Source organism: Brevibacterium yomogidense (assembly GCF_016107685.1).
Taxonomy (GTDB): Bacteria; Actinomycetota; Actinomycetes; order Actinomycetales; family Brevibacteriaceae; genus Brevibacterium; species Brevibacterium yomogidense.
On record NZ_JABASY010000001.1, the window covers coordinates 205,335 to 227,953 of the forward strand.

The 22,619-nt window shown below is 70.4% G+C and carries 19 protein-coding genes and 1 riboswitch; of the genes, 7 read left to right on the plus strand and 12 right to left on the minus strand.

The window, feature by feature from the left end:
* The first annotated feature begins 32 nt into the window (after positions 1 to 32).
* The 3 genes from JFC09_RS00870 (at position 33) to JFC09_RS00880 (ending at position 1,930) form a co-directional block, all read left to right on the plus strand.
* Complete coding sequence (locus tag JFC09_RS00870; RefSeq protein ID WP_198392100.1) at positions 33 to 536, plus strand: acetone carboxylase subunit gamma; 504 nt, start codon at positions 33 to 35, stop codon at positions 534 to 536.
* 31 nt (positions 537 to 567) lie between these two features.
* Positions 568 to 1,329 carry an SDR family NAD(P)-dependent oxidoreductase gene (locus tag JFC09_RS00875; protein ID WP_198392101.1) on the plus strand — a complete coding sequence of 254 codons (762 nt, stop codon included), beginning with the start codon at positions 568 to 570 and terminating at the stop codon, positions 1,327 to 1,329.
* A gap of 79 nt (positions 1,330 to 1,408) precedes the next feature.
* Positions 1,409 to 1,930 (plus strand): Lrp/AsnC family transcriptional regulator, encoded by a 522-nt coding sequence (locus JFC09_RS00880; protein ID WP_198392102.1) that lies wholly within the window; start codon positions 1,409 to 1,411, stop codon positions 1,928 to 1,930.
* 9 nt (positions 1,931 to 1,939) lie between these two features.
* Here JFC09_RS00880 and JFC09_RS00885 read toward each other — a convergent pair whose 3' ends face one another.
* From JFC09_RS00885 to JFC09_RS00900, 4 genes are all read right to left on the minus strand, one after another.
* On the minus strand, positions 1,940 to 3,031 hold the full coding sequence (locus JFC09_RS00885; RefSeq protein WP_198392103.1) for a phosphotransferase family protein: 1,092 nt from the start codon (positions 3,029 to 3,031) through the stop codon (positions 1,940 to 1,942).
* A gap of 103 nt (positions 3,032 to 3,134) precedes the next feature.
* Positions 3,135 to 4,481 (minus strand): cystathionine gamma-synthase, encoded by a 1,347-nt coding sequence (locus JFC09_RS00890; protein WP_198392104.1) that lies wholly within the window; start codon positions 4,479 to 4,481, stop codon positions 3,135 to 3,137.
* The gene (locus tag JFC09_RS00895) at positions 4,478 to 5,944 is read right to left on the minus strand and encodes an O-acetylhomoserine aminocarboxypropyltransferase/cysteine synthase family protein (protein ID WP_198392105.1); all 1,467 of its coding nucleotides are present in this window, start codon (positions 5,942 to 5,944) and stop codon (positions 4,478 to 4,480) included. Before JFC09_RS00895 ends, JFC09_RS00890 begins: the two co-directional genes overlap by 4 nt.
* A 39-nt stretch (positions 5,945 to 5,983) precedes the next feature.
* Positions 5,984 to 6,100, minus strand: a riboswitch (SAM riboswitch).
* Positions 6,101 to 6,238: 138 nt separating this feature from the next.
* Positions 6,239 to 6,907, minus strand: coding sequence for a helix-turn-helix domain-containing protein (locus JFC09_RS00900; RefSeq protein WP_198392106.1), 669 nt, complete (start codon positions 6,905 to 6,907; stop codon positions 6,239 to 6,241).
* Between the two features lie 134 nt (positions 6,908 to 7,041).
* Between JFC09_RS00900 and JFC09_RS00905 the strand changes: the two genes are divergently transcribed.
* The gene (locus JFC09_RS00905; protein WP_198392107.1) at positions 7,042 to 8,055 is read left to right on the plus strand and encodes an NAD(P)/FAD-dependent oxidoreductase; all 1,014 of its coding nucleotides are present in this window, start codon (positions 7,042 to 7,044) and stop codon (positions 8,053 to 8,055) included.
* A 162-nt stretch (positions 8,056 to 8,217) separates the two neighbouring features.
* Here the strand turns inward: JFC09_RS00905 and pcaDC are convergent, their stop codons facing one another.
* From pcaDC to JFC09_RS00930, 5 genes are all read right to left on the minus strand, one after another.
* Positions 8,218 to 9,498: a bifunctional 3-oxoadipate enol-lactonase/4-carboxymuconolactone decarboxylase PcaDC gene (pcaDC, locus tag JFC09_RS17125; protein ID WP_456298515.1), complete on the minus strand. Its 1,281-nt coding sequence runs from the start codon at positions 9,496 to 9,498 to the stop codon at positions 8,218 to 8,220.
* Positions 9,499 to 9,563: 65 nt separating this feature from the next.
* The gene (locus tag JFC09_RS00915; protein ID WP_198392109.1) at positions 9,564 to 11,087 is read right to left on the minus strand and encodes a lyase family protein; all 1,524 of its coding nucleotides are present in this window, start codon (positions 11,085 to 11,087) and stop codon (positions 9,564 to 9,566) included.
* 15 nt (positions 11,088 to 11,102) lie between these two features.
* On the minus strand, positions 11,103 to 11,711 hold the full coding sequence (pcaG, locus tag JFC09_RS00920) for a protocatechuate 3,4-dioxygenase subunit alpha (protein ID WP_198392110.1): 609 nt from the start codon (positions 11,709 to 11,711) through the stop codon (positions 11,103 to 11,105).
* Positions 11,704 to 12,531, minus strand: a complete 828-nt coding sequence (pcaH, locus tag JFC09_RS00925) for a protocatechuate 3,4-dioxygenase subunit beta (protein ID WP_198392111.1) — start codon at positions 12,529 to 12,531, stop codon at positions 11,704 to 11,706. The genes pcaG and pcaH overlap by 8 nt, the downstream gene beginning before the upstream one ends.
* A 122-nt stretch (positions 12,532 to 12,653) precedes the next feature.
* A complete protein-coding gene (locus tag JFC09_RS00930; RefSeq protein WP_198392112.1) occupies positions 12,654 to 13,856 on the minus strand; it encodes a 4-hydroxybenzoate 3-monooxygenase in 1,203 nt (400 codons plus the stop codon).
* Positions 13,857 to 13,995: 139 nt separating this feature from the next.
* On the opposite strand from JFC09_RS00930, the gene JFC09_RS00935 reads away from it, so the two are divergent.
* Positions 13,996 to 14,769 (plus strand): IclR family transcriptional regulator, encoded by a 774-nt coding sequence (locus tag JFC09_RS00935; protein ID WP_198392113.1) that lies wholly within the window; start codon positions 13,996 to 13,998, stop codon positions 14,767 to 14,769.
* Between the two features lie 134 nt (positions 14,770 to 14,903).
* Here the strand turns inward: JFC09_RS00935 and JFC09_RS00940 are convergent, their stop codons facing one another.
* Positions 14,904 to 16,376, minus strand: a complete 1,473-nt coding sequence (locus tag JFC09_RS00940; RefSeq protein ID WP_198392114.1) for a benzaldehyde dehydrogenase — start codon at positions 16,374 to 16,376, stop codon at positions 14,904 to 14,906.
* A gap of 86 nt (positions 16,377 to 16,462) precedes the next feature.
* Positions 16,463 to 18,151, minus strand: coding sequence for a benzoylformate decarboxylase (gene mdlC, locus JFC09_RS00945; RefSeq protein WP_198392115.1), 1,689 nt, complete (start codon positions 18,149 to 18,151; stop codon positions 16,463 to 16,465).
* A gap of 93 nt (positions 18,152 to 18,244) precedes the next feature.
* Here mdlC and JFC09_RS00950 point away from each other — a divergent pair, with 93 nt between their 5' ends.
* On the plus strand, positions 18,245 to 19,171 hold the full coding sequence (locus JFC09_RS00950; protein WP_198392116.1) for a LysR family transcriptional regulator: 927 nt from the start codon (positions 18,245 to 18,247) through the stop codon (positions 19,169 to 19,171).
* Positions 19,172 to 19,184: 13 nt separating this feature from the next.
* On the opposite strand, the gene JFC09_RS00955 is transcribed toward JFC09_RS00950, so the two are convergent.
* Positions 19,185 to 20,471, minus strand: coding sequence for an MFS transporter (locus tag JFC09_RS00955; RefSeq protein ID WP_232482999.1), 1,287 nt, complete (start codon positions 20,469 to 20,471; stop codon positions 19,185 to 19,187).
* Positions 20,472 to 20,767: 296 nt separating this feature from the next.
* Here JFC09_RS00955 and JFC09_RS00960 point away from each other — a divergent pair, with 296 nt between their 5' ends.
* Positions 20,768 to 22,603 carry an L-aspartate oxidase gene (locus JFC09_RS00960; protein ID WP_232483000.1) on the plus strand — a complete coding sequence of 612 codons (1,836 nt, stop codon included), beginning with the start codon at positions 20,768 to 20,770 and terminating at the stop codon, positions 22,601 to 22,603.
* The last annotated feature ends 16 nt before the right edge of the window (positions 22,604 to 22,619 follow it).

Genomic DNA, 22,619 nt, shown 5'->3' on the forward strand with positions numbered 1-22,619 from the left:
TGCCGGCGCACGGACACGAACAGGAGAGTGCAATGACGAGCTACCAGAAGTCAGAGATCGCCGAACTCATCGATGGGAAGCTGCCCTGGCACAAGACCAAGGCGATGATGAGCGCCCACAAGGATGACACTCGTTTCGACACCTACATCGCGGTCTTCCAGGACCGCGTCGCGTGGGACGATCCGATCCTGCTGCCCATCGGTGAGAACCTCTTCATCGTCCAGGGTGCCGATGGTCGTGTGGTGAAGTGCTCCTGCGGACAAGAGTACGGATCGTACAAGCAGAACTGGAAGCTCAAGGCACACATCCGAGTGCGTGATGACGCTCAGAGCCTGGGTGAGATCTATCCGGGCCGTCACATGTGCGACCCCGAATGGATGGAGATCCGGGAATTCATCTGTCCCGGTTGCGCCAGGCTGCTCGAGGTCGAAGCAGCTCCCCCCGGGTTCCCCATCGTCTTCGATTTCGAACCGGACCTGGAGACCTTCTACCGCGACTGGCTGGGCAAGCCGATGCCGGAGCGCGCAGAAGTTTGAACAGCCCGAGGCCGGGGTGAGAAAGGACGAAATGGCACCGATAACGAAACTGGCAGCTGTCACCGGCGCCGGACAGGGGCTCGGCAGGGGCATCGCCCTTCGACTCGCGGACGCCGGCTACGAGCTGGCGCTGCTCGACAGGCAGGACTGCGATGAGACGGCCGCGCAGGTCTCCGAGACTGGAGGGACCGCGGAGTCCTACAGGATCGATGTCGCCGACGAAGCGAGCGTTGCCCATGCCTTCACGCAGATCGATGAGCGTCAAGGGGCCCCGACCGCGCTGGTGAACGCCGCCGGAGTGTTCCTCGATACGCCCTACCTCGAGACGACCGCTGAGGACTGGGACCGTGTGATGGCGGTGAACGCACGGGGCCCGTTCCTCGTCGGTAAGGAGGCGGCGCGGCGGATGTCGGACGGTGGCGGGTCGATCGTCAATATCCTGTCGAACGCCTCGGTGCAGGGCTTCGCGGGGGAGAGCGCCTACTGCGCGTCAAAGGGCGGTGTCCTCCTGCTGACCCGCACGATGGCCGTCGAACTCGCACGGTATGGCATCAGCGTAAACGGGGTGGGGCCGGGGACCAGCCAAACGCCGATGGGTGCCGACTATCTGGGGGACGGTCCAATCGCGGCGCACGAATTGTCTCGCACGCCGCTTGGAAGGTGGGGCAGGCCCGAGGACATCGCCGAAGCCGTAGCATTCTTCATCGACCGCGCCACCTGGGTCACGGGTCAGGCCCTCTACGTGGACGGCGGCTTCCTCGCCACGGGCCTGCCGCACTTCGATACAGCTTGATCGAGCCGAGCAGTCACAGTCTGGCCTGGCAGCGTCCCGCAATCGCAGAGATCTGATCGACTACAGTGCCATTATGCGAGTGACCAGGCGTGACGCCAGCGATGGCCGGGGCGGGCGGAGCCTCGACACCCTTGACAGCAAGATCCTCGAGATCCTTCAGCGGGACGGCAGGATCTCGTACCGGGAAGTCGGCCGACGCCTCGGGGTTTCCGAAGGAACGATACGCAGTCGGGCCAACAGGATGCAGAGCGACGGTGTCGTGACGTTCGCCGCGATCGCCGACCCCATGAAGATGGGCTATCGAGTCATGGCGTTCTTCCTGCTGCAGGTGAAGGTCGGCTATCAGCAGTCCGCGATCGATGCCCTCACCGAATGGCCGGAGATCACCTACATTTCAGCCTGCATCGGTCGAGCGGATCTCTATGTCCAGGTGGTCTGCACGGATCATGATCAGCTCTGGTCCCTTCTCTCGGAGCGCTTCGCCGATGTTGAGGGTGTGGAGCACGTGGAGACGTTTCAGGAGATCAAGATGCACAAGGTCTCGTACGTCTACCCAGTCACGGGAATGAGCAGCGAGGCCGCGGGTCCCACCCAAGAGTGAGTGCGTCCCTCACCGCGTGAGGGCGCGCGCCTCCTCGAGCAGCTCCGGCACACCGGTCTCCAGCATCGGGGCGAAGTCGTCCCCGGGGCGCTCCCCCGCGTTCCATCGCGTGAACATGTCCTCGAGGAACACGGACGACTTCCACAGCGCGAGCACCCGGTACCAGTCCAGGCTGCTCACATCGAGGCCGGACCGCTGCGCGTACCGGTCCACGATCTCCTCCCGCGTGAAGTACCCCGGCTGTCGGGTCGCCGGGCTGAGGTCCGTGACGGAGTTCCCCGTCGTCCCCGCGTCGGCGTACATGGCCACGAGGTAGCCGAGGTCTGCCAGCGGGTCCCCCAGCGTCGCCATCTCCCAGTCGAGCACCGCCTCCACCCGGGCGGGCGCGCCGGGCGCGAACATGACGTTTCCGAAGCGGTAGTCGCCGTGCACCAGCGCCGCCCGCTGGGATGCCGGTCGATGGGTCCGCAGCCACTCGGCCAGTTCCGCGACCAGCGGCAGGTCCCGTTCGGTCACCAGCGGAGCAAGCCGCGTGAAGGTGTCGATCTGGCGCTCCAGGTACCCGTCGGGGCGCCCGAACGTCGTGAGTCCGGCAGCCTCGAGGTCCACCGCGTGGAGGTCCACGAGGGTGTCGACGAGCACCTCCGACGCCTCACGGCGGCCGTCCACCGTGTTGAGGGCCGGCGGGGTCTCGTCGATGATCACGTCGCCGGTGAGGAGCTCCATGACGTAGAACGGCACGCCCAGCACGGACTCGTCGTCGCAGACGGCGAAGATCTCCGGCACGGGCAGACCCACCTGCGCGACACCCTTCTGCACACGGGCTTCCCGCAGCATGTCGTGGGTGGACTTCGCGATCGGCGGACGGGGCCCCCGACGCAGCACGAACTCCCGATCGCCGCGACGCATGAGGTAGGTGATGTTCGACTGGCCGTCACCGATCCGCTTCCACGCGAGCGGCCCCTCCCCCAGCGACTCGGAATCCAGGAACTCCTCGACTCGGTCCAGCACCAGGAGGGGAGCCAGCGCGGACCCGGCGGCGTCCGCTGCGGTGCGGACGACCTCGGCGCCGTCCGGCTCTGTGTGCATTCCTGCTGTCATGGTTCCCCTTCGACGCTGCAGGCGAACGACCGTTCACCTGGGCCTCAGTGTCGCCGGGCCTGTGACCTGCGTCAAGTTGCCGGGGGTGCTCCCGGGCAGGGGTTCACCCCACCGCGCGGGTGAGCGCCCGGTCGAGGTCCTCCACGATGTCGTCGACGTCCTCGATGCCCACGGACACTCGCACCAGGTCGCGCGGTGGCGCCTGATCCGTGCCGGCCGCAGCGGCGTGCGTCATGGTCGCCGAGTGGCAGATGAGCGATTCCACCCCGCCCAGGCTCACGGACAGCCCGCACAGTTCGGTGCCTTCCGCGACCGCCCGAGCCTTCTCCTCGGTGCCCACGCGGAAGCTCACGATCCCGCCGAACCCCGCCATCTGGGTCTTCGCGATGTCGTGGCCGGCGTTCCCCGGCAGTCCGGGGTAGTAGACCTGTTCGACGCCCGCACGGTCGGTCAGCCATTCCGCGACGGTCTGCGCGTTCTCGCAGTGCTGGCGGATCCGCACGCCCAGGGTCTTGAGTCCGCGTGACGTGAGGTAGGCGTCCTGGGGTCCGGCGACGGCACCGCCGGCGAACTGCTGGAACCGCAGCAGCTCGGTAAGCGGCTCGCCCTCCCACAGTGCGTCGCCGGTGACGACGGCTCCGCCCAGCACGTCGGAGTGCCCGCCGATGTACTTCGTCGTCGAGTGCACCACCGCGTCCGCACCCAGTGCGATCGGCGTCTGCAGCGCGGGGGACGCGAACGTGTTGTCGACGACCAGCAGCGCCCCGTAGGCGTGCGCGACCTCCGCCCACGCCGCGATGTCCGCGACGGTGAGCAGCGGGTTGGTGGGGGTCTCGAGCCAGACGATGCGGGCCTCGGGGGCGGAGACTGCGGCTTCGAGTGCCGCGAAGTCGCCGGGGGCCACGAACTCGGTCGTGACGCCCCAGCGGGAGTACAGCTGGGTGAGCAGTCGGTGGGTGCCGCCGTAGCATTCGGCGGCGGCCACGACGGTGTCGCCGGGGCGCAGCGTGGCCCGCAGCAGCGCGTCCTCGGCTGCGACGCCGGAGGCGAATGCGAACCCCGCCGTCCCGCCTTCCAGCGCGGCGAGCTGTGTCTCCAGCCCGTTCCGGGTGGGGTTGCCGCCGCGAGAGTACTCGTACCCGTTCTTGAGGGTCTCGACCCCGGTCTGAGTGAAGGTCGACGTCTGGTAGATCGGCGGGATGACGGCCCCGGTGAGCGGGTCCGGCTCTTGGCCGGCGTGCACCGCGGACGTTGCGAACCCGCGACGGATGGGGCTCGGCACGGCCGGTGCGGCCTGTGCGTCGGACACCGCCGCCGAGGCGGCCGACGAGTCCGTGGTCGCGGCACCCGGGGCGCCCGGTCCGGTGGGCGCCGGGGCCGAGGTGGTGGCCGGGGCCTCGGGGGCTGGGGCCGTCGTCTGGTGCTGGGTGGTGCGGTACGCGATGCTCATGCCGACACCTCCTCGAGGTCGCGGGCGAACGCTTCGGAGGTGAGGGTGACCTCCCTGGTGACGGTCGCCTCGGCGGTGGCGGTGACCGTGTCGGTGACGGCGGCCTCGGCGGGGTCCGAGCCCAGGCCAGCGGCCTCGAAGGCCTGCACGAGGTCGGCCCAGAGGTCCTCGACGCACTCGCGGCCCACGGACAGGCGGATCGTCTGCGGGGTGATCTGCCCGGCGGCCAGCAGCTCCGGTGACAGGCGGCAGTGTGTCATCGAGGCGGGGTGGGCGACCATCGAGCGGGAGTCACCGATGTTCGCGGCCAGCTGGAAGAGCCGCAGCGAGTCGACGAACCGTTCGACGGTGGCGAGGTCGCCGTCGACCTCGAAGGACAGGACCGCGCCGGTGCCGCGGGGGAAGTCCCGGCGGGCGATCGCGGCGTTCGGGGAGCCGGGGACGCTGGGATGGCGGACGATCCGGGCGCCCGGGTGGTCGTGCAGGCGGGCGGCGAGTGCCTCTGCGGTGCGACAGTGCCTCTCGACGCGGATATCGAGTGTTTCGATCCCGTCGAGTGCCTGCTGCGCGTTGAAGGCGGACAGGGTCGGGCCCAGGTCGTGCAGGTACTTCGCGCGGACCAGATGGAGGTACGCCCCGTGCTCGCCGTACCGGTCGACGAGCGACTCACCGCCGAAGCGGGGTGTGGGCGCGGTGAACTGCGGCCATGTCGCGGGGGCGTCGGAGGGGCGGAAGCGGCCCGTGTCGACGATGGCGCCGGCGATCGCGGTGCCGTTGCCGGTGAGGTACTTCGTGACGGAGTGGACGACGATGTCGGCACCCAGGCGGCCCGGCTGCAGGAGGTGCGGAGTGGCGAGCGTGTTGTCGACGATCAGGGGGACGCCGGCGGTGTGCGCGGCGTCCGCGAGTGCCGGGATGTCCGGCAGGTCCGCGTGCGGGTTGCCGATGGATTCGACGAGGAACGCCCGCGTGCGGGGTGTGACGGCCTGCGACCAGGACGCGGGGTCGTGCGGATCCGCCCAGGTGACGGTGATGCCGAGTTCCGCGAAGAGGTCGGTGAGCAGGTCCGCCGTCCCGCCGTAGATGCGGTGGGAGGCGACGAGGTGGCCGGCCGGGACGTCCTCGCGGGCGACGACGTCGGGAGTCTGCCCGGAGCGGGCGAGCAGCGGCAGGAGGGCGAGCGCGACCGCCGCCTGACCGGACCCGGTCGCGACGGCGCCCACTCCGCCTTCGAGTTCCGCGATCCGGCGCTCCAGCAGGGCGACCGTGGGGCTGCCCGTGCGGGCGTAGGTGAAGGCGGATTCGCGCTGGGCGAAGGCCTCGCGGGCGTCACGCAGGCTGTCGAAGCCGAACGCCGCGGACAGGTGCAGCGGCGGACGCACCGAACGCACCGGGCCGGACGCCTGCGTCCCCCCGTGGATCTGCGTGGTGGAGCAGTCTGAGGCGGTGAGTGATTCTGTCATCGTTCCCCCTGGTGACGGGGCGCTCCGGAACGGATCGGAGTGCCGTGCTTGCAGATGGGAGGTCCTCCACCTGCCGGATCGTCATCTGGGGCACCCCGTCACAGCGGAAGGGTTGCCGATCGGCCGGCCAGAGCCTTGGAGCCGATTCTCGTGATCCTGGTGACGACCGTAGGGGACGCACGATGCCTATGACCGAAGGTGCGTCATATTCGCGACACGAAGCGTCATACAGTGACATGTGGGGCGGCGGCTGTGGTGCTCTCCTCAGCCACCCATCACCCAGCGATCCGACCCTCACTCCCGCGGCCTGGCCCGCACCCGGATCCGCTGCCCTTCCTTCCCGTGGACGTTGAGGACGTGGACCGCACCCTCTGCGGCGGGCCCGATCCAGTGGGGCACACGGGTGTCGAACTCCGCTGCCTCGCCGGGGCCGATGACGAGGTCGTGATCGCCGACCACCAGCCTCAGCGACCCTTCGAGGACGAGCATCCACACGTAGCCGCGGTGCGTGCGCAGGCTGTCGGGTTCAAAGGCGTGCGAGTCTCCGTGCGTCCCGTCCCCATCCGCAGCATCGTTCGGCCCGTGCACGTGCACGTCCGGAGTCACCGCGCCCTGCGCGGGCGGCCGGATGATCGCGTGTTCCACCCGCAGCCCGCCTGCCACCGGCGCCAACGGCATGATGATCCGCCCGTACTCCTCGACGGTCTCGAATCGCAGCCTGGGGTCGCGCGAGAACCGCACGCCCACCAGGTCGTCCAGGCTCACTCCGTATGCACGGGCGAGCGCCACCAGGTGCCCGAGCCCCGGGGTCCGCGCCCCCGTCTCCAGCCGCGACAGCGTGCTGACGGAGACCCCGGTCTGCCCCGAGAGGTCCGCAAGACTCAGCCCGCGTGCCTCCCGCAGATCCCGCAGCCGAGGCCCCACCACCACCTCGTGACCGGCCCCGTTCGCACTCCCACTCATGCGCGCCCCCTCCCTGCGCACCGCCTCCACGACGCGCGGTTTGCCAACCTGGCAAAGATTCTCGCGCAGCGGTACGCCTCGGGTCCACAGTTGCATCCTGTCGCACACGGAAAGGACACCTGATGAGCCCCTCGATGACCACCACGTCCACCCCTGCTGCCCCGGAGACCTACGATGTCGTCGTGATCGGCGGTGGAGCCGCTGGCCTCAGCGCCGCTCTCACGCTGGGACGCGCACTGCGCAGCGTCCTCGTCATCGACGCCGGCCATCCGCGCAATGCACCGGCCGCCGGTGCCCACAACCTGCTGGGCAATGAGGGGATCACCCCCCTCGAGCTCATCGCCCGCGGCCAGGACGAGGCCCGCTCCTACGGTGCCCACATCACGACCGGCACCGTCACGGACGTCACCGGGACGGTGGAGGACGGCTTCACCGTCTCACTCGACGCCGAGGCCCCCCGCACTTCCCGTCGCGGTGCGCCGACCCCTGCCCTCGCCGAGGCCCCCGCCACTGTCCGCGCCCGCCGCATCGTGCTGGCCAGCGGCGCGGTCGACACCCTTCCCCCGATCCCCGGCCTCCTCGAGAGGTGGGGCAAGGACGTCATCCACTGCCCGTACTGCCACGGGTACGAAGTGCGCGGCCAGCAGATCGGAGTGCTGGCGACCAGCCCCATGTGGCTGCACCAGGCGAAGCTCATCCGCCAGTGGTCCGACGACGTCACCGTCCTGCTGGATTCCCAGCCCGCGCCTTCTGCGGAGGACCGCGCCGCGCTCGAATCCCGCGGCATCCGCATCGTCGAAGGAACCGTGGGACGCGTCCTGAGCGCGGACGACCGGCTCACCGGTGTGGAGGTCGCAGGCATCGACGGACCGCTGCCGCTCGAGGCGATCCTCGTGGGGACGCAGATGAGCATCGACTCCGCACTCGTCACCTCATTGGGGCTGCACACGGAGGAGAACCCGATGGGCGAGTTCGTACCCGTCGACATGCGGAAGGCGACGAACGTCCCCGGAGTGTTCGCCGCGGGGAACGTCACCAGCGTCGGATCGATGGTCGCAGCCTCAATGGCCGACGGAGTCATGGCCGGCGCCGCCCTGAACATGGACCTCGTCGAAGAGGATTTCGCACACGCACTCATCCCCGCGTGACCAGGGACGAACCGCCCGCGATCGAGTGAGTGCGATTCGGCCCCCGAACTCGTAGCTCCGGGCCGAATCGCACTCACTCGAATTCACTGCGGCACCGCAACAGCACGCGCCGCACGAGCCCGCCCCGCGCGGTCAGCCGGCCCGCGGTCAGCCGCCCCGCGGTTAGCCTTCCGCGTCGAGGTCCGCGAGCACCTGCGCTGCGATCTTGAACGCGGTATTCGCGCTGGGGACGGAGCAGTATACGGCGGTCTGCAGGAGGATCTCCTTGATCTCGTCGCGGGTGAGTCCGTTGCGCACCGCGGCGCGCACGTGCATCGCAAGCTCCTCGTCGTGCCCGCCGGCGACCATCGCGGTGAGCGTCACTGCGGACCGCATCCGCCGGTCGATCCCGGGCCGCGTCCAGATCTCGCCCCACGCGTAGCGCGAGATGTAGTCCTGGAAGTCCCGGGTGAAGTCCGTGATCGCGGCATTCGCGCGGTCGACGTGCTCATCCGACAGCACTTCGCGCCGCACCGTCATGCCCGCGTCGTGCACCTGCGAACGAGTGAGGTCCGGCAGCCCCGCCGCCGTGACCCCCACTCCCGCCGAGGCCGCAGCCCCACCCGCTGCACCGGTGGTCCCAGCCGCCTCGGCGAGGAACCCGGACAGCAGTCGCCCGGTCACCTCCGGTGCTTCCGCAGGCACCAGGTGTGCGGCGTCGATGACGACTTCGAACCGTCCGTTCGGCACTCCGTCCACGATGGCCTGCAGGCTCGCAGGAGGGGTCGGCTGGTCGTGCTCACCGGCGACGGCGAGCACCGGTACCTGCAGGGACGCGAGCTGGTCGCGCACGTCGAACGCGGCGAGCGCCCGGCAGACGGCCGCGTAGGAGAACCGGTCCGCGTCCTGCAGCGAGTGCAGCAGCTCTGTCGTCACGACCGGGTTGGCCTCGATGAACCCGGGCGCGAACCAGCGTTCGGCGGATCCGGACACCATGGTCGGCGTCCCCGCCTTCTCGACGAGAGCGGCACGCTCCTCCCATGATTCGGCAGTCCCGATCTTCGCGCCGGTGCAGAACACGGCGGCGGCATCGACGACCTCGGGGTGGGCGAGCGCCAGCTGCAGAGCGATCGCGCCGCCCACGGAATCTCCGGCGACGGAGAACGTCTGGACGTCGGGCAGGACGCCCCGCACAGCGCTGAGGACGGAGTCCGCCAGTTCGTCGATCGTCACCGCGACACCCTCACGCGGCTCGACCGGTGCCGAGCGGCCGTGACCCGGCAGATCGACGCCCACCACCGTCCAGTCGCCGGGCAGCTGAGCGGCCGCGTACTGCCAGAGGGGCTGCACCGCGGTCCCCAGGGACGGCAGGACGACCAGCACGCGGGAGCCGGCGCCGGCACTACGGGTGGACAGGAGTGATGCGGTGAGAGTCGTCATCGTTCGGGTCCTTTCAGGGGTCATCCACAGCTCGGATGTCGTCGGAAGTGTCTCAGGCGGCGTCGCACCCCGCCATCGTCGTCGGCTTCTCAGTCGGTTTCCGCGTGTCCACCGTCGTCGGCCGCCTTTCCGAGGCGGGCGTCGATCGTCGCGAGGATCGTGTCGACCAGCTCTCCGGCGTCCCCGGTGTAGCCCGCGGGGTCGAGGAGCGCGTCGAGCCGGCCGCGCGTGTCGTCCGGCAGCAGACCCGCGAGCCGCTCACGCGCGTCCCACGCGTCGGTCGCCCCGCTCAGGGCGTCGCTGACCTGCGTCTTCGTCACCTCCGGCCCAAGAGCGTGGACGAGCCGTTCGGACACCACTCCCGGTCCGGCGGCCACGAGGTTCTGCCGCATCGCCTGGACGTCGACCTCGAGGCGCTCGGTGAGGTCGCCCAGCAGTCGCGCACTCGTGAGGGCACCCAGCTGCAGCCGGGCGAGCGCGGACCATTCCGCGTGCCACGCGCCGTCAGGCCGTTCGTCGACTGCCGACCCGACCGCCTGCGCGACGGTCGCCAACAGTCCGGGTGTCTCCTGCCCCGTCCTCGACAGCAGCACGGAGACCGTCGGGTTGGACTTCTGCGGCATCGCGGACGAGCCTCCGCCGCCCGCCTCCCGCAGCTCGCCGACCTCGGTCCGCGCACCGGTGAGCACGTCGCGGGCGATCCGCTGTCCCACGAGGCTCACGCCCGCAAGAGCCTGCGCCCACGTGAGCACCCGCACCCGGTCGACGTGCCACGGGTAGCCGGCCGGGGCGAGCCCCAGCCGTCGTGCCCACGCCTCTTCGAGGTCGCCCGGAGTCACACTCGGGTCGCTGTTCCCCGCCGCCGAGGCCCCGGTCCCGGACCCAGCTTCGGCCCCGGTCCCGACGATCTCCCGCAGCGCGGCCCGCGTTCCCGCGGCACCGCCCAGCTGGACCGTGAGGGACTGGGGTGCGGGCAGGGCGTCCCGCACATCGGCGACGCTGCGCGCCCAGTGCGCGAACCGCAGACCCGCCGTCGTCGGCAGGGCGGCCTGCGTGAGGGTGTGTGCGAGCGCCGGCGTGTCCCGATGCTCGCGCGCCAGTTCCGCGAGTGCGTCCACGACTCCGTCCAAACGTTCCCGCAGTGCGGTCACGGTCCGGGCGAGCACCGTGACGATCGCGGTGTCCATGACGTCCTGGCTGGTGAGCCCCCGGTGCAGCCCGGAGGCACCCGGCACGTCCGCGAGACGCGCCCGCAGGTGCGCCAGCAGCGGGATGACGGGATTCCCACCGGCGGCGGCCTCGGCGGCGATGTCTCCGACAGGGTGGTCGGCGGGCCCGCCCAGGGCGGCGACGGCCTCGGCGGCGGTGCCCCCGTCCACCAGACCGAGGTCCGCCTGGGCAGTCACCCACGCGGCCTCGGCACCTATGAGGGCACCCAGCAGCGCGTCGTCACCGACCGCCGCGACATCGCCCGAGGTCCCGGGCGCGTACAGCAGCAGGCTCGTCTGACCGTCTGTGCCGGCGGAGCGGGCCGTGCCGCTGCCGGCGGTGGTCCCGCCGGCAGCACCGGCTGGGGTCCTGGGCGTCGTCGTGGGGCGGTCGGATCCGGTCATGCGATCAAGCCTGCCTCAGAAGTCGTCGTTCCGGGGGAACTTGAGGAACACCGTCTCGTCGTCGCCCTGCAGGCGGACGTCGAAGCGGAGGCTCCCGTCGTCCTCACGGGTCGCGATGAGCGTCTTCCTGCGGTCGGCCGGCAGCTTCGACAGCAGCGGGTCGGCGGCGAGGGCGGCTTCGTCCTCGGGCAGGTAGATGCGGGTGAAGACGCGGTTGAGCAGCCCGCGCGCGAACACGCACAGCGAGATGAACGGCACCGCACCCGCCTCTGTGGGGCCCGGATCCACCGTCGAGAACGTGTAGTGACCCGCCCCGTCGGTCGACGCGCGACCGAAACCGGTGAAGGTGAAGCCGTCGCGGTCGAGCGATCCCGCCTCCTGCGGGATGACACCGTGCTCATCGGCCTGCCAGATCTCCAGCATCGAGTCCGGGACCGGAACACCTTCCCCGTCGAGCACGTCCCCGTGCAGTCGGACGGAACGGGCGCTGCCGGCGAGGACCAGCTCCGGGCCGCCCTCGTACGGCAGCGCGAACCCGTAGAACGGGCCGATCGTCTGGCCGGGCGTGGGGACGAGGTCCCCGGTCGTCAGGTCCGCGCCGGTGTAGGTCGTCTTCTCACTCATCGCCCTCGTCCTCCATCCAGGTCCGGTTGCTGCCGCTCAGCACGATGTCCCACCGGTAGCCCAGGAGGTACTCGTGCTCCGAGCTGTCGTGGTCGTACGCCGCGACGAGACGGTCGCGGGCCTTCTGGTCCGTGATCGACTGGTAGATCGGGTCGAGCGCGAACAGCGGATCGTTCGGGAAGTACATCTGCGTGATCATCCGCTGCGTGAAGTCCGTGCCGAACAGGCTGAAGTGGATGTGGGCGGGACGCCACGCGTTGTAGTGGTTCTTCCACGGGTACGGCGCAGGCCGGATCGTCTTGAACGAGTACGACCCGTCCGGACCGGTGATCGCACGCCCCACACCCGTGAAGTTCGGGTCGATGGGCGCCGGATGCTGATCGCGCTTGTGGATGTACCGGCCCGCGGCGTTCGCCTGCCAGATCTCCACGAGCTGACCGGCGACAGGACGACCGTCGCCGTCGACGACCTTCCCGTGCACGCGGATGCGCTCACCGATCGGCTCGCCGTTCGCCTGGATCGTGAGATCCGACTCCAGTTCGCCCACGTCTCGGTGGCCGAACGCCGGCGAGAACGTCTCGATCGTCTCCGGGTCCGTGTGGAACGGGTCCTTCGTGGGATGACGCAGGATGGACGACCGGTACGGCGCGTAGTCGAGCCTGGGCTGCGTCTCCACGGAGCCCTGGCCCTTCAATCGTTCGTACTCGTCGTGGATGCGCTTGATCTCCGCATCCATCTGCTGCTGCGTCGCCTGTGCGGCGTCCGGACCCAGCGTCGCTGGCTCCTCCTGCGATCCCTGTGTCGTGGGTTCCGCGCTCATGCAGACCTCCTCATTGCTTCGACGGCGTGTAGGTAAGGGTGTGTAGGTAGGTGGATCGTGTGGGACGGACGGGCTGGCATGGGGTGGGCCGGTCGGGATCGTGAACCGGGTGTGTGGCGCTGTCAGATGGTCAGGGTGCTCTCGCCGGGCCAGCCGGTGTAGGCCTCGGCGAGGTAGGCGCGGCCGTGCGCGGACTCCAGCAGCCCCCGCAGCTCGCCCTGCCGGCGGCGGAACTCGAAGTCGCTCGCCTGCGGGTCGAGGTGCAGGAGGGACGTCATCCAGGAGGAGAAGTTCTGGGCCTTCCACACGCGGGCGAGCGCACGGTCGGAGTACCCGTCGATCCCGGACTCGTCACCCCGGGTCACCGCGTCGCGCAGTGCTTCGAAGAGGACCCGCACGTCCTGGAGAGCGAGGTTGAGGCCCTTCGCGCCCGTGGGCGGGACCGTGTGGGCAGCGTCGCCGGCCAGCAGGAGGCGGCCGTGCCGCATGGGTTCGGTGACGTAGGAGCGGAACGGCAGGACCGTCTTGTCGAAGATGGTGCCCGTCGTGAGCCGGTAGCCGTCCGGCCCGTCGACGCGTGCCTGCAGCTCCGACCAGATCCGGTCCTCCGACCAGTCGTCCGGGTCCTCGTCGGGGCTGCACTGGAAATACATGCGCTGCACGGTGTCGCTGCGCTGGGAGACGAGGGCGAAACCGCGCTCCGAGCGTGCGTAGATGAGTTCCGGTGCGCTGGGCGGTGCCTCGCAGAGGATCCCGAACCAGGCGAAGGGGTACTGGTGGGCGTACCGCTGGCGGGTCGTCTCCGGGACCGTGGTCCGGCAGACGCTGCGGGACCCGTCCGCGCCGACGATCCAGTCGCAGATGATCCGGCGGGCGGTCCCGTCCGCATCCGTGAAGTCGATCGTGGGGCGGTCCGTGTCGAACCCGCCGGGCTGGGTGTCGCTCACTCCGTAGAAGACCGCCCCGCCGTCCGCGTCCCGCGTCTTCGCGAGGTCGACGAACACCTCGTTCTGCGGGTACAGCCACACGGACGCGCCCACCAGGCCCTGGAAGTCGATCCGGTGGTCGACGCCGTCGACGCGGAAGACGGTCCCCTCGTGCTGGTGCCCCTCCGTGTGGGCGCGGGACACAGCGCCGGTCCGGGTGAGGAGTTCGACGGAGCCCTGCTCGAGGATCCCGGCCCTGTGGGTGTGCGCGATCGTGTCGCGGTCGCGGTTGTCGACGACGACGCTGTCGATGCCCGCGGTGTGCAGGAGGTGGGCAAGCATGAGACCGGCCGGCCCCGCACCCACGATGCCGACGGTTGTGCGCAGCTCTTCCACCATGGGCTTCCTTGCTCCTTCAGGGACGACAGTTCATTCGATGACCGCAGGGGTGCCGTCAGTGTTCCAGTTCACGTCGTCGCCGTCCTCCGCGTTCCCATTGAATGAGAATCAAGGCGGCCCGTCGTCGTATCCTGGCCTCATGGCCAACTCGCGCAGCGGTGATTCGATGCTGAGCCGGATCGTGCGGATCCTGTCCGCCTTCGACCCCGAGCACCCCGCGCTGACCGTGGACTCCCTCGCCGACCGCGCGGAACTGCCCGCCTCCACCGCGTACCGGATCGTCGGGGAGATGATCGACCACGACCTCCTCCACCGGGACCCGGACGGGCGCATCCGTGTGGGCGTGGGCATGTGGGAGCTCGCGAACCGCGCCTCGGACACGATGACGATGGGGCGGATCGCACGGCCGCACATGCTGGCGGTCAACGCCCGCATCCGCGAGCACGTGCAGCTGGCGATCATGCGGGAGAGCGACGTCCTCTTCCTCGAGCGGGTGTCGTCACCGCAGGCGGGGCCGAACATCGCGCACGTGGGTGGGCGTCTGCCCACGCATGCGTCCGCGTCCGGCATCATCCTGCTCGCCCAGCAGCCGCCCCACGTCCGCGAGGCGTACCTCCGCGGGCCGCTCGCCCGGATGACGCAGCACACGATCACCGATCCCGAGGCCGTCCGCCGCCTGCTCGAATCCGCCCTCCGCGACGGGTTCGCGAAGCTGCCGGGGCACATGGTCGCGTCGTCGACGAGCTTCGCCGTCCCCGTCACCGGCCCCTCCGGCGAGGTCGTCGCCGCCCTGGGCTCGGTCGTCGATTCCGGCACGGCGCTGCCGGACCACCGCATCCGCGAGGTCCTCACGGCTGGGGCGAGCGCGATCCGCCGCGCCCTGCGGGAAGCACGCGACGGCAACGCGGGGTGATGCCGGTCGGCACAGGGCGCGCCGGTCGGCGTGACGGGGGCACACCGACCGGCGTGACGGGTGCACGCCCACCGGCGTGACGGGACCACACCGCCCGGCACGACGGCGTGGCGCCGGATGTCAGTGCAGAGCCGTCAGAAGGGGTAGCCGGCGATCGTCGAGCGCAGCGTGACCCACTGGGTCTCCGTGAACGATTCGATGTTAGCCGCTGCTCCGCCCACGCGGGATCCGTTGCCGGAGGACTTGGTGCCGCCGAACGGGGCCTGCGATTCGTCCGACACGGTCTGCTCGTTGATGTGGACCTTCCCGGAGTCCAGGCGGTCCGCGATGTCCATGGCGGTGCCGACGTCGCCCAGCACGCCGATCGACAGGCCGAACTCGCAGTCGTTCGCCAGCGCGACCGCCTCGTCGATCGTGTCGTACCGCATGACGGGTGCGACGGGCCCGAAGATCTCCTCCGCCCAGGCCCGATTGTCACGGTCGAGGTCGGTGAGCACGGTCGGACGGACGAACCGCCCGTCGCGGGTGCCTCCCGCCGCGACCGTCGCCCCGGCCTCGACGGCGGCCGTGATGATGTCCTCGCAGTGCTGTGCCTGCTTGTCGTCGATGAGGGGCCCCACGGCGACCTGTTCCGTGTGCGGGTCGCCCACGGGCAGCGCCGCGGCCTTCGCGGCGAGCTTCTCGACGTACTCGTCGTAGAGCGAGGAGTGCACCAGGTGCCGGCCCGTCGTCATGCAGATCTGTCCCGCGTGCATGAACGAGCCGAACGCCGCAGCGGACACCGCGGCGTCGACGTCCGCACCCGGCAGGACGAGGAGCGCGTTGTTGCCTCCCAGTTCCAGGTGTGCCCGCTTGAGCAGCTTCCCGCACGTCTCACCGATCGCCCGCCCCGCCCCGGTCGACCCTGTGAAGGCGACGACGGCGACCTCGGGCGCGGCGACCACGGCCTCGCCCACATCAGCGCCGCCCGGCAGCAGGTGGAGGAGGCCCGTGGGCAGCCCCGCCTCCTCGAAGACGCGCGCCAGGACGACGCCGCCGCTCACCGCGGTGCGCGGGTCCGGCTTCAGCAGCACCGCGTTGCCCAGCGCGAGTGCGGGGGCAACAGCGCGGATCGACAGGATGAGCGGGAAATTGAAGGGTGCGATGACGGAGACGACGCCCACAGGGCGGCGCCGCGCAAGCGACCAGCGGTCCTCGTTCGTCGCGAGCACGTCGCCCGTCGGGTGGTGCGGCAGTGCGGCCGCGTCGAAGCATTCGTTGGCGGCGATGTGGGTCTCCAGCCCCGCCTTCGGGGGGATCGAGCCGGCTTCGCGGACGATCCACTCCTGGATCTCCTCCGCCCGGTCCTCGAACAGCTGGCCGGCGCGGCGCAGCACGGCGGCGCGCTCCTCGGGCTTCCGCGCCGCCCATTCCTTCTGGGCCTCCGCCGCGATCGTCGCGGCGCTCCGCACGTCGTCGCCGGTCGCCAGCCCGACCGTGCCGAGGTTCTCCCCCGTCGCCGGTTCGACCACGTCCTGCGTCCCGGCGGACCCCTGCGTCCAGCCGTCGCCGTCGGTCCGTCCCGAACCGATCAGCCCGTCCCACACCGCGGTGTCCATGAGTGTCATCGTCGTGCCCTTCTCTCGATCGTCGATCCGTCCGGGCCGCTGCGCGCGGCCCCGTCTGCCTGCCAACGTACGTCAGCCCTCGCGTGTCACTCCCCCGCCACCCGCACGTCGATGAGCACGGGACCGGTGGCTGCGAGGGCGTCCGCGTATGCGGCTTCGAACTCCGCCCGGGTCGTCGCCCGTGTTCCGGGGACCCCGTATCCGTGGGCGAGCGCCACGACGTCCACGCCCGGCACGTCGAGGCCCGGCGAGTCGAGGGCGTCGAGCGCCTTCGCGAAACGGCGCAGCGCTCCGTACGTCCCGTTGTTCACGATGACGAAGACGGTGCGGGTCCGTCGCTGTGCCGCGGTGTGGAGCGCGGACAGGCCGTAGTGGGCGGACCCGTCGCCGACGACCGCGACCACCGTCGCATCCGGATCCCCCAGCGCGAAGCCCACGGCCGCGGGGAGGCCGAAGCCCAGGCCGCCGGAGGCCGGGAAGTGGTACATGTTCGGCCGGTCGACCGTGACGGTCTCGAGGAATGTGAGGTCCAGCGTCGTCGTCTCGTTCACGTACACGACGTCGTCGGTCCGCTGCGCGTCCAGCACCTCGAGCACCTCCTCCCCGCGCATGAGACCCTCCCGGGCATCCGCCGCCGAGGTGCCGGTCGCCGAGGTCTCCGTCGCCGCCGAGGTGGCACTCACCTCGGCGGTCGTTGCCTCAGTCGACTTCCCTGCCGGCTTCGTCGCCGTCCGGTACTCGAGGCGCGTCCCGCGGTCGGTGACCTCGGCCGCCAGAGCCGCGAGCGCCTGCCCCACCGCGGCCACGATCGCGTCGCCGTAGGGGGCGCGGGCGGCCTCGGCGACATCAGAGGTGAGGTGGAGGACCTGAGTACCGGCCGGAAGGTAGGAGTCCGGCTCCCAGCGGTGGTAGCGCAGGATCGGGGCGCCCACGACGAGCACCCCGTCGTGGTCTTCGAGGCGTTCCCGCACGGACGCGATGCCGGGAGGGAGCACGCCGCGGAAGTGCGGATGCGACGTGGGGAACGGGCAGCGGGTGGGCGACGGCGCGATCCACACGGGCGCACCCAGCCGCTCGGCGAGCTCGACGGCCGCGTCCTGCGCCCCGTTCGCGTCCACGTCCGGACCCAGCACGAGCACCGGCGCATCGAACCCCGCCAGGCGCTGCGCGACCTCCTCGACCAGCTCCTGCGACAGTCCGCCTGCCGTCCGCACCCGGCGGCCCGCCAGCAGTGCGTCGTCCGGCAGCGCGGGAGTGCGCCAGTCGTCGTAGGGGACGGACAGGTAGACGGGGCCGCGGGGCTCCGTCGCCGCCTCCAGCACGGCGTGGCTCACGGCCCGCGGGACGTCCTGAGCGGCGAGCGGTTCGTGGGAGTGCTTGACGAGCGGACGCGGCAGCAGCGCCGCGTCGACGTTCGCGAGCATGACCTCCTGCCCCACCGTGCCCCGGATCTGCTGGCCGGCCAGCACCACGAGCGGGGCGTGCGAGTAGTGGGCGTTCGTGAGGGCGCCCATCGCATTGCCCGTGCCGGACGCCGCGTGCAGGTTCACGAGCACCGGAAGACCCGTCGCGCGAGCGAACCCCTCCGCCATCCCCGTCGCCGCCCCCTCGTGGAGACCCAGGACGTAGTCGAAGTCGTCCGGCATCCCCGCGAGGAACGGCAGCTCGTTGGAGCCCGGATTGCCGAAGATCGTCGTGAGGCCGTGCGCACTGAGGATCTCGTACGTGCGCTCCAGGACCGTCGGCGTGTTCGCCGACACGTTCTCAGCTGTCATGGGGCCACGCTATCGAGGAAGGTCCATGCAGACTAATGAATTCGGCGGCACCCGCCCATAGATCGCCTCTATGGCTGCGGGTAGTCTGCTGCCGTGGATCTCGACCTCAACCTGCTCCGGACATTCCTCCTGATCCTCGATCACGGCTCCGTGACCGCGGCGGCAGAAGAGCTCCGGCTCACGCAGCCCACCGTCTCCCACTCCCTGCGGCGCCTGCGGCGCGCGGTGGGCGATCCGCTGTTCGTCCGCCAGGGCTCCCGCCTCTCGCCCACAGCGCGGGCGCTGGAGCTCGAACCGGTCGTCCGCGCCAGCCTGGGCGCACTGGACGACGCCCTGGACGCGGACACCCGCTTCGACCCCGCGACGACGACACGACGTTTCCACATCGCACTGTCGGACGTCGGCGAACAGCTCTTCCTCGGCAGGATCGTCGGCGCGCTCACTGCACAGGCACCGGAATCGCGCCTCACCGCCGTGCCGATGGACATCGACGACGTGACGGACTGGCTGCGCCGCGGCGAAGTCGATGCGGCGATCGCGACCGTGCCGATCGACGTGAGCGGACGGACGACCATCGTCGACGACGACCGCTACGTCGCGATCCTCCCTCAGGACTGGGGTCCGCAGTCACGCCCGCTCACGATCGAGGAGCTGCGCTCACGCCCCCAAGCCGTCATCACCCGGGAGGCGGGCCACGACCTGCTCGCCCGGGCCCTCGACGGCCTGGGGCTCGACACGGACGCGATGGTCCGCGTGCGCCACTTCTCCGTCATGCCCCAACTGGTGCGCGATGCGGGACTCATCGGATTCGTCCCGGCGTACATGGCGGCATACATGACCCTCGACCAGCCTGCGGAGTGGGGAGTCCGCGTCGCCGAACTGCCTCGCACCACCCCGCACTTCGACGTCACCCTCTACTGGAACGAGGGCATGACGGGCAGCGTCGGACCGCGCCGATGGTTCGTCGAGCTGGTGCGGCACGCGCTCGCGGGGAGCACGGTCCCGGGGCCGTTCTCCTGACCGGCCGCCGGCCTCAGGCCTCGGCCTGCTCCAGTGCGTAGAGCTCCTTCGCGGTGGACGCGCGCGGTCGGGGGATCATGAGGATCGCACCGAAGCCGATGAGGGCCGCGCCGGCGAACATGTAGAAGCCGCCGGGGTAGGCGAGGCCGAGGGTGACGAGGACACCGGTGGCCAGCGGCCCGAGGATCGCTCCCAGCCGACCGACCCCGGAGGTGAAGCCCATCCCCGTCGCGACGAGGGTCTTCGGGTACAGGTAGCCGACGAACGCGTAGATCAGCACCTGCGCGGAGAACACGAACACACCCGTCACGAGGACGACGCCGTTGAGCACCAGCGAATCGGAGATCCGGATGCTGAGCGCGGCGAGGAGGACCGCTGCGGCGCCGAACCACACGAGGATCGTCCCCTTGATGCCGCGGGCGTCGGCCACACGGCCGCCCAGCAGCAGGCCGATGATGCCGCCGGCGTTGAGGACGAAGAGCATGACGAGTGAGCTCGACACGTTGTACCCGGCGAGCTCCATGATCTTCGGCAGCCACGTGTTGAGCCCGTACACGAGCATGAGGCCCATGAAGGTCGCGACCCACAGCCCCAGCGTGACCCGCGACCGCCCGTCGCGGAACAGGTCGCGCACGCCGGACGGAGCGCTCGTCCCGCCTCCCGCAGCGGGCGACGCGGAGCCCGGGGTCTGGACCGGCGCCTCGGCTCCGGCTGCGACGAGGATGGGACGCGGCGCCGTCTCCGGGAGCCTCAGCCACATGGGGATGAGCGACAGCAGACCCAGCACTCCGCCCAGGTAGAAGAGCCAGTGCCAGTGCTCGTGGAAGGCCAGGGCGGCGAGCGATGCGAGGACCGCGCCCGCGTGGTAGCCGGTCATCGTCACGGTGGACGCGTTCGCCTTGCGGCCCTGTGGCGCCGATTCCTGCATCATCGTGACGGCCACGGGCATGCACGCGCCCAGTCCGAAACCTGCGATCAGGCGGGTGATCCCCATGAGTGCGACGTTCGGCATGAGGGGGAAGAGGAGCGTGAAGACCGAGAACAGCGCGACGCACCCCATGAGGGGGATCCGGCGGCCGTGGCGGTCGGCGATCGGGCCGATGCTCACGGCTCCGACCGCGACGCCCACCAGCGAGATCGTCGACACGAAGGTCATGTCCGCCGCGGTGACGCCCATGTGCCCGATCTCCGGATGAGTGAGGATCGGGATGGTCGCACCGAGCGCGACGATGTCGAAGCCCTCGAACATGACGGTCAACCAGCAGAGGACCACGATCCACCCGCGTGACGACTTGTGCATAGCTCTCCCTTGAGTGCCCTGTGTGTGAGTGACCTGTGTAACTGAAAGGAGTCTGCGCGGGCCGGCGGCATCGGTCCAATCGATTCCGTCACTGTCGGCATGCGGCTGCGTCTATGGAGGCGCGAAGGTGCAGGTGGGGCAGGGTTGTCTCACCTCACATCCAGAGTGTGGGACAGAATCTGTCAGGAACTTAGGTGAGCCTTGCCCTGCGTGTCGACGGGTCCGTACCGTCGATGACAGGCGCTCCGGCACTCTGACCGCAGCCCGACGACGACCCCCTTTGGAGGGCTCTTCTCATGCAGGCCACACGCACACCGGCCACCACCCCTGCGAACCCGGCCACGGCCTCGGGCCCGGCGATCTCTCCCCCGCCCACCACCGCCGAGGCGCCCCGCACCACCGCGGCCCGCGAACGGCAGATCTCGACCTCCGTCCTCGTCGTGGGGACGGGCGGATCAGGGCTGCGGGCCGCTATCGAGCTGCGGGAGCAGGGCATCGACGTGCTCGCGGTCGGGAAGCGGCCCCGCGACGACGCCCACACGACGCTCGCAGCAGGCGGGATCAACGCGGCACTCGCCACCCTCGACGCGCAGGACACGTGGCAGCAGCACGCCGCGGACACGCTGCAGGAGAGCTACGGCCTGGCGGACCCTCGCACCGTCGAGATCGTGACGGCCGGCGGTGCGCGCGGCATCGAGGACCTCGACCGCTACGGGATGCAGTTCGCCCGCGAGGAGGACGGTCGCATCTCCCAGCGGTTCTTCGGCGCCCACACGTGGCGGCGCACCGCGTTCTCCGGCGACTACACGGGGCTGGAGATCCAGAAGACCCTGGTCCGGCGCGCGGAGCAGGTGGGCGTCCCGATCCTCGAGCACGTCTACATCACGAAGGTGCTCACGAACGACGACGGGGCCGTGTTCGGCGCCTACGGCTTCCACGAGCACACCGGGGAGCGGTACCTCGTGTACGCGGACGCCGTGATCCTGGCGTGCGGCGGACACAACCGCATCTGGCGCAGGACGTCGTCGAGGCGGAACGAGAACACGGGCGACTCGTTCCGCCTCGCCCACGAGGCCGGCGGTCGGATCCGCGACGCGGAGCTCGTCCAGTTCCACCCGTCCGGCATCCTCGAACCGGAGGCGGACGCCGGCACCCTCGTGTCCGAGGCGGCCCGCGGCGAGGGCGGCATCCTCCGCAACGCCCTGGGCGAGCGCTTCATGTCGGTCTACGACCCGGAGCGCATGGAACTGTCGACCCGCGACCGGGTGGCGCTGGCGTCGTACACGGAGATCAAGGAGGGGCGGGGCACCCCGAACGGCGGCGTCTGGCTGGACGTGTCCCACCTGCCGCGGAAGCAGATCATGGAGCGCCTCCCCCGCGTCTACCAGACGCTCATGGAGCTGCAGATGCTCGACATCACGCGGGAGCCGATCGAGATCGCGCCCACCGCCCACTATTCGATGGGCGGCGTGTGGGTGCGGCCGGAGGACCACAGCACGGACGTGCCGGGACTGTTCGCGATCGGCGAGGCCGCCTCCGGCCTGCACGGCGCGAACCGGCTGGGCGGCAACTCGCTCATCGAGCTGCTGGTGTTCGGTCGGATCACCGGTGAGGCCGCCGCCGCGCACTGCCGCGGCACGGTCGTGCAGAAGCGGTCGCCCGAGGCGGTCCAGGCCGCCCGCGCCGAGGTCGTGGACCTGCTGGCCGCCGACGGCACGGAGAACATCCGCGCCTTCCAGCGCGCGGTCCGCGACACGATGACGGAGCACTGCGGGGTCGTCCGCGACGAGGCGGGGCTACGGGCCGGGCTGGCGGAGCTCGACGTGCTCGATGTGCGCGCCGCGGACATCGGCGTGCACCCCGACCAGGCCGGATACCAGGACCTCGCTCACGCGTTCGACCTGAAGTCGTCGCTGCTGGCGGCGCGTGCGACGCTCGACTGCGCGCTGGAGCGGCGCGAGACCCGCGGATGCCACAACCGGGCGGACTTCCCGCAGCAGGATCCTGACATGCGCGTGAACCTCGTGTGGTCCGGCCCCGGGCGGGTCGACCGTGAGCCCCTTCCCGAGGTCCCGGCGGAGATCGCGTCCCTCATGCGGGACGTGTCCCAGGACGGCAAGCTCGTGGAGTGAGAGGGGTGCTCCTCTC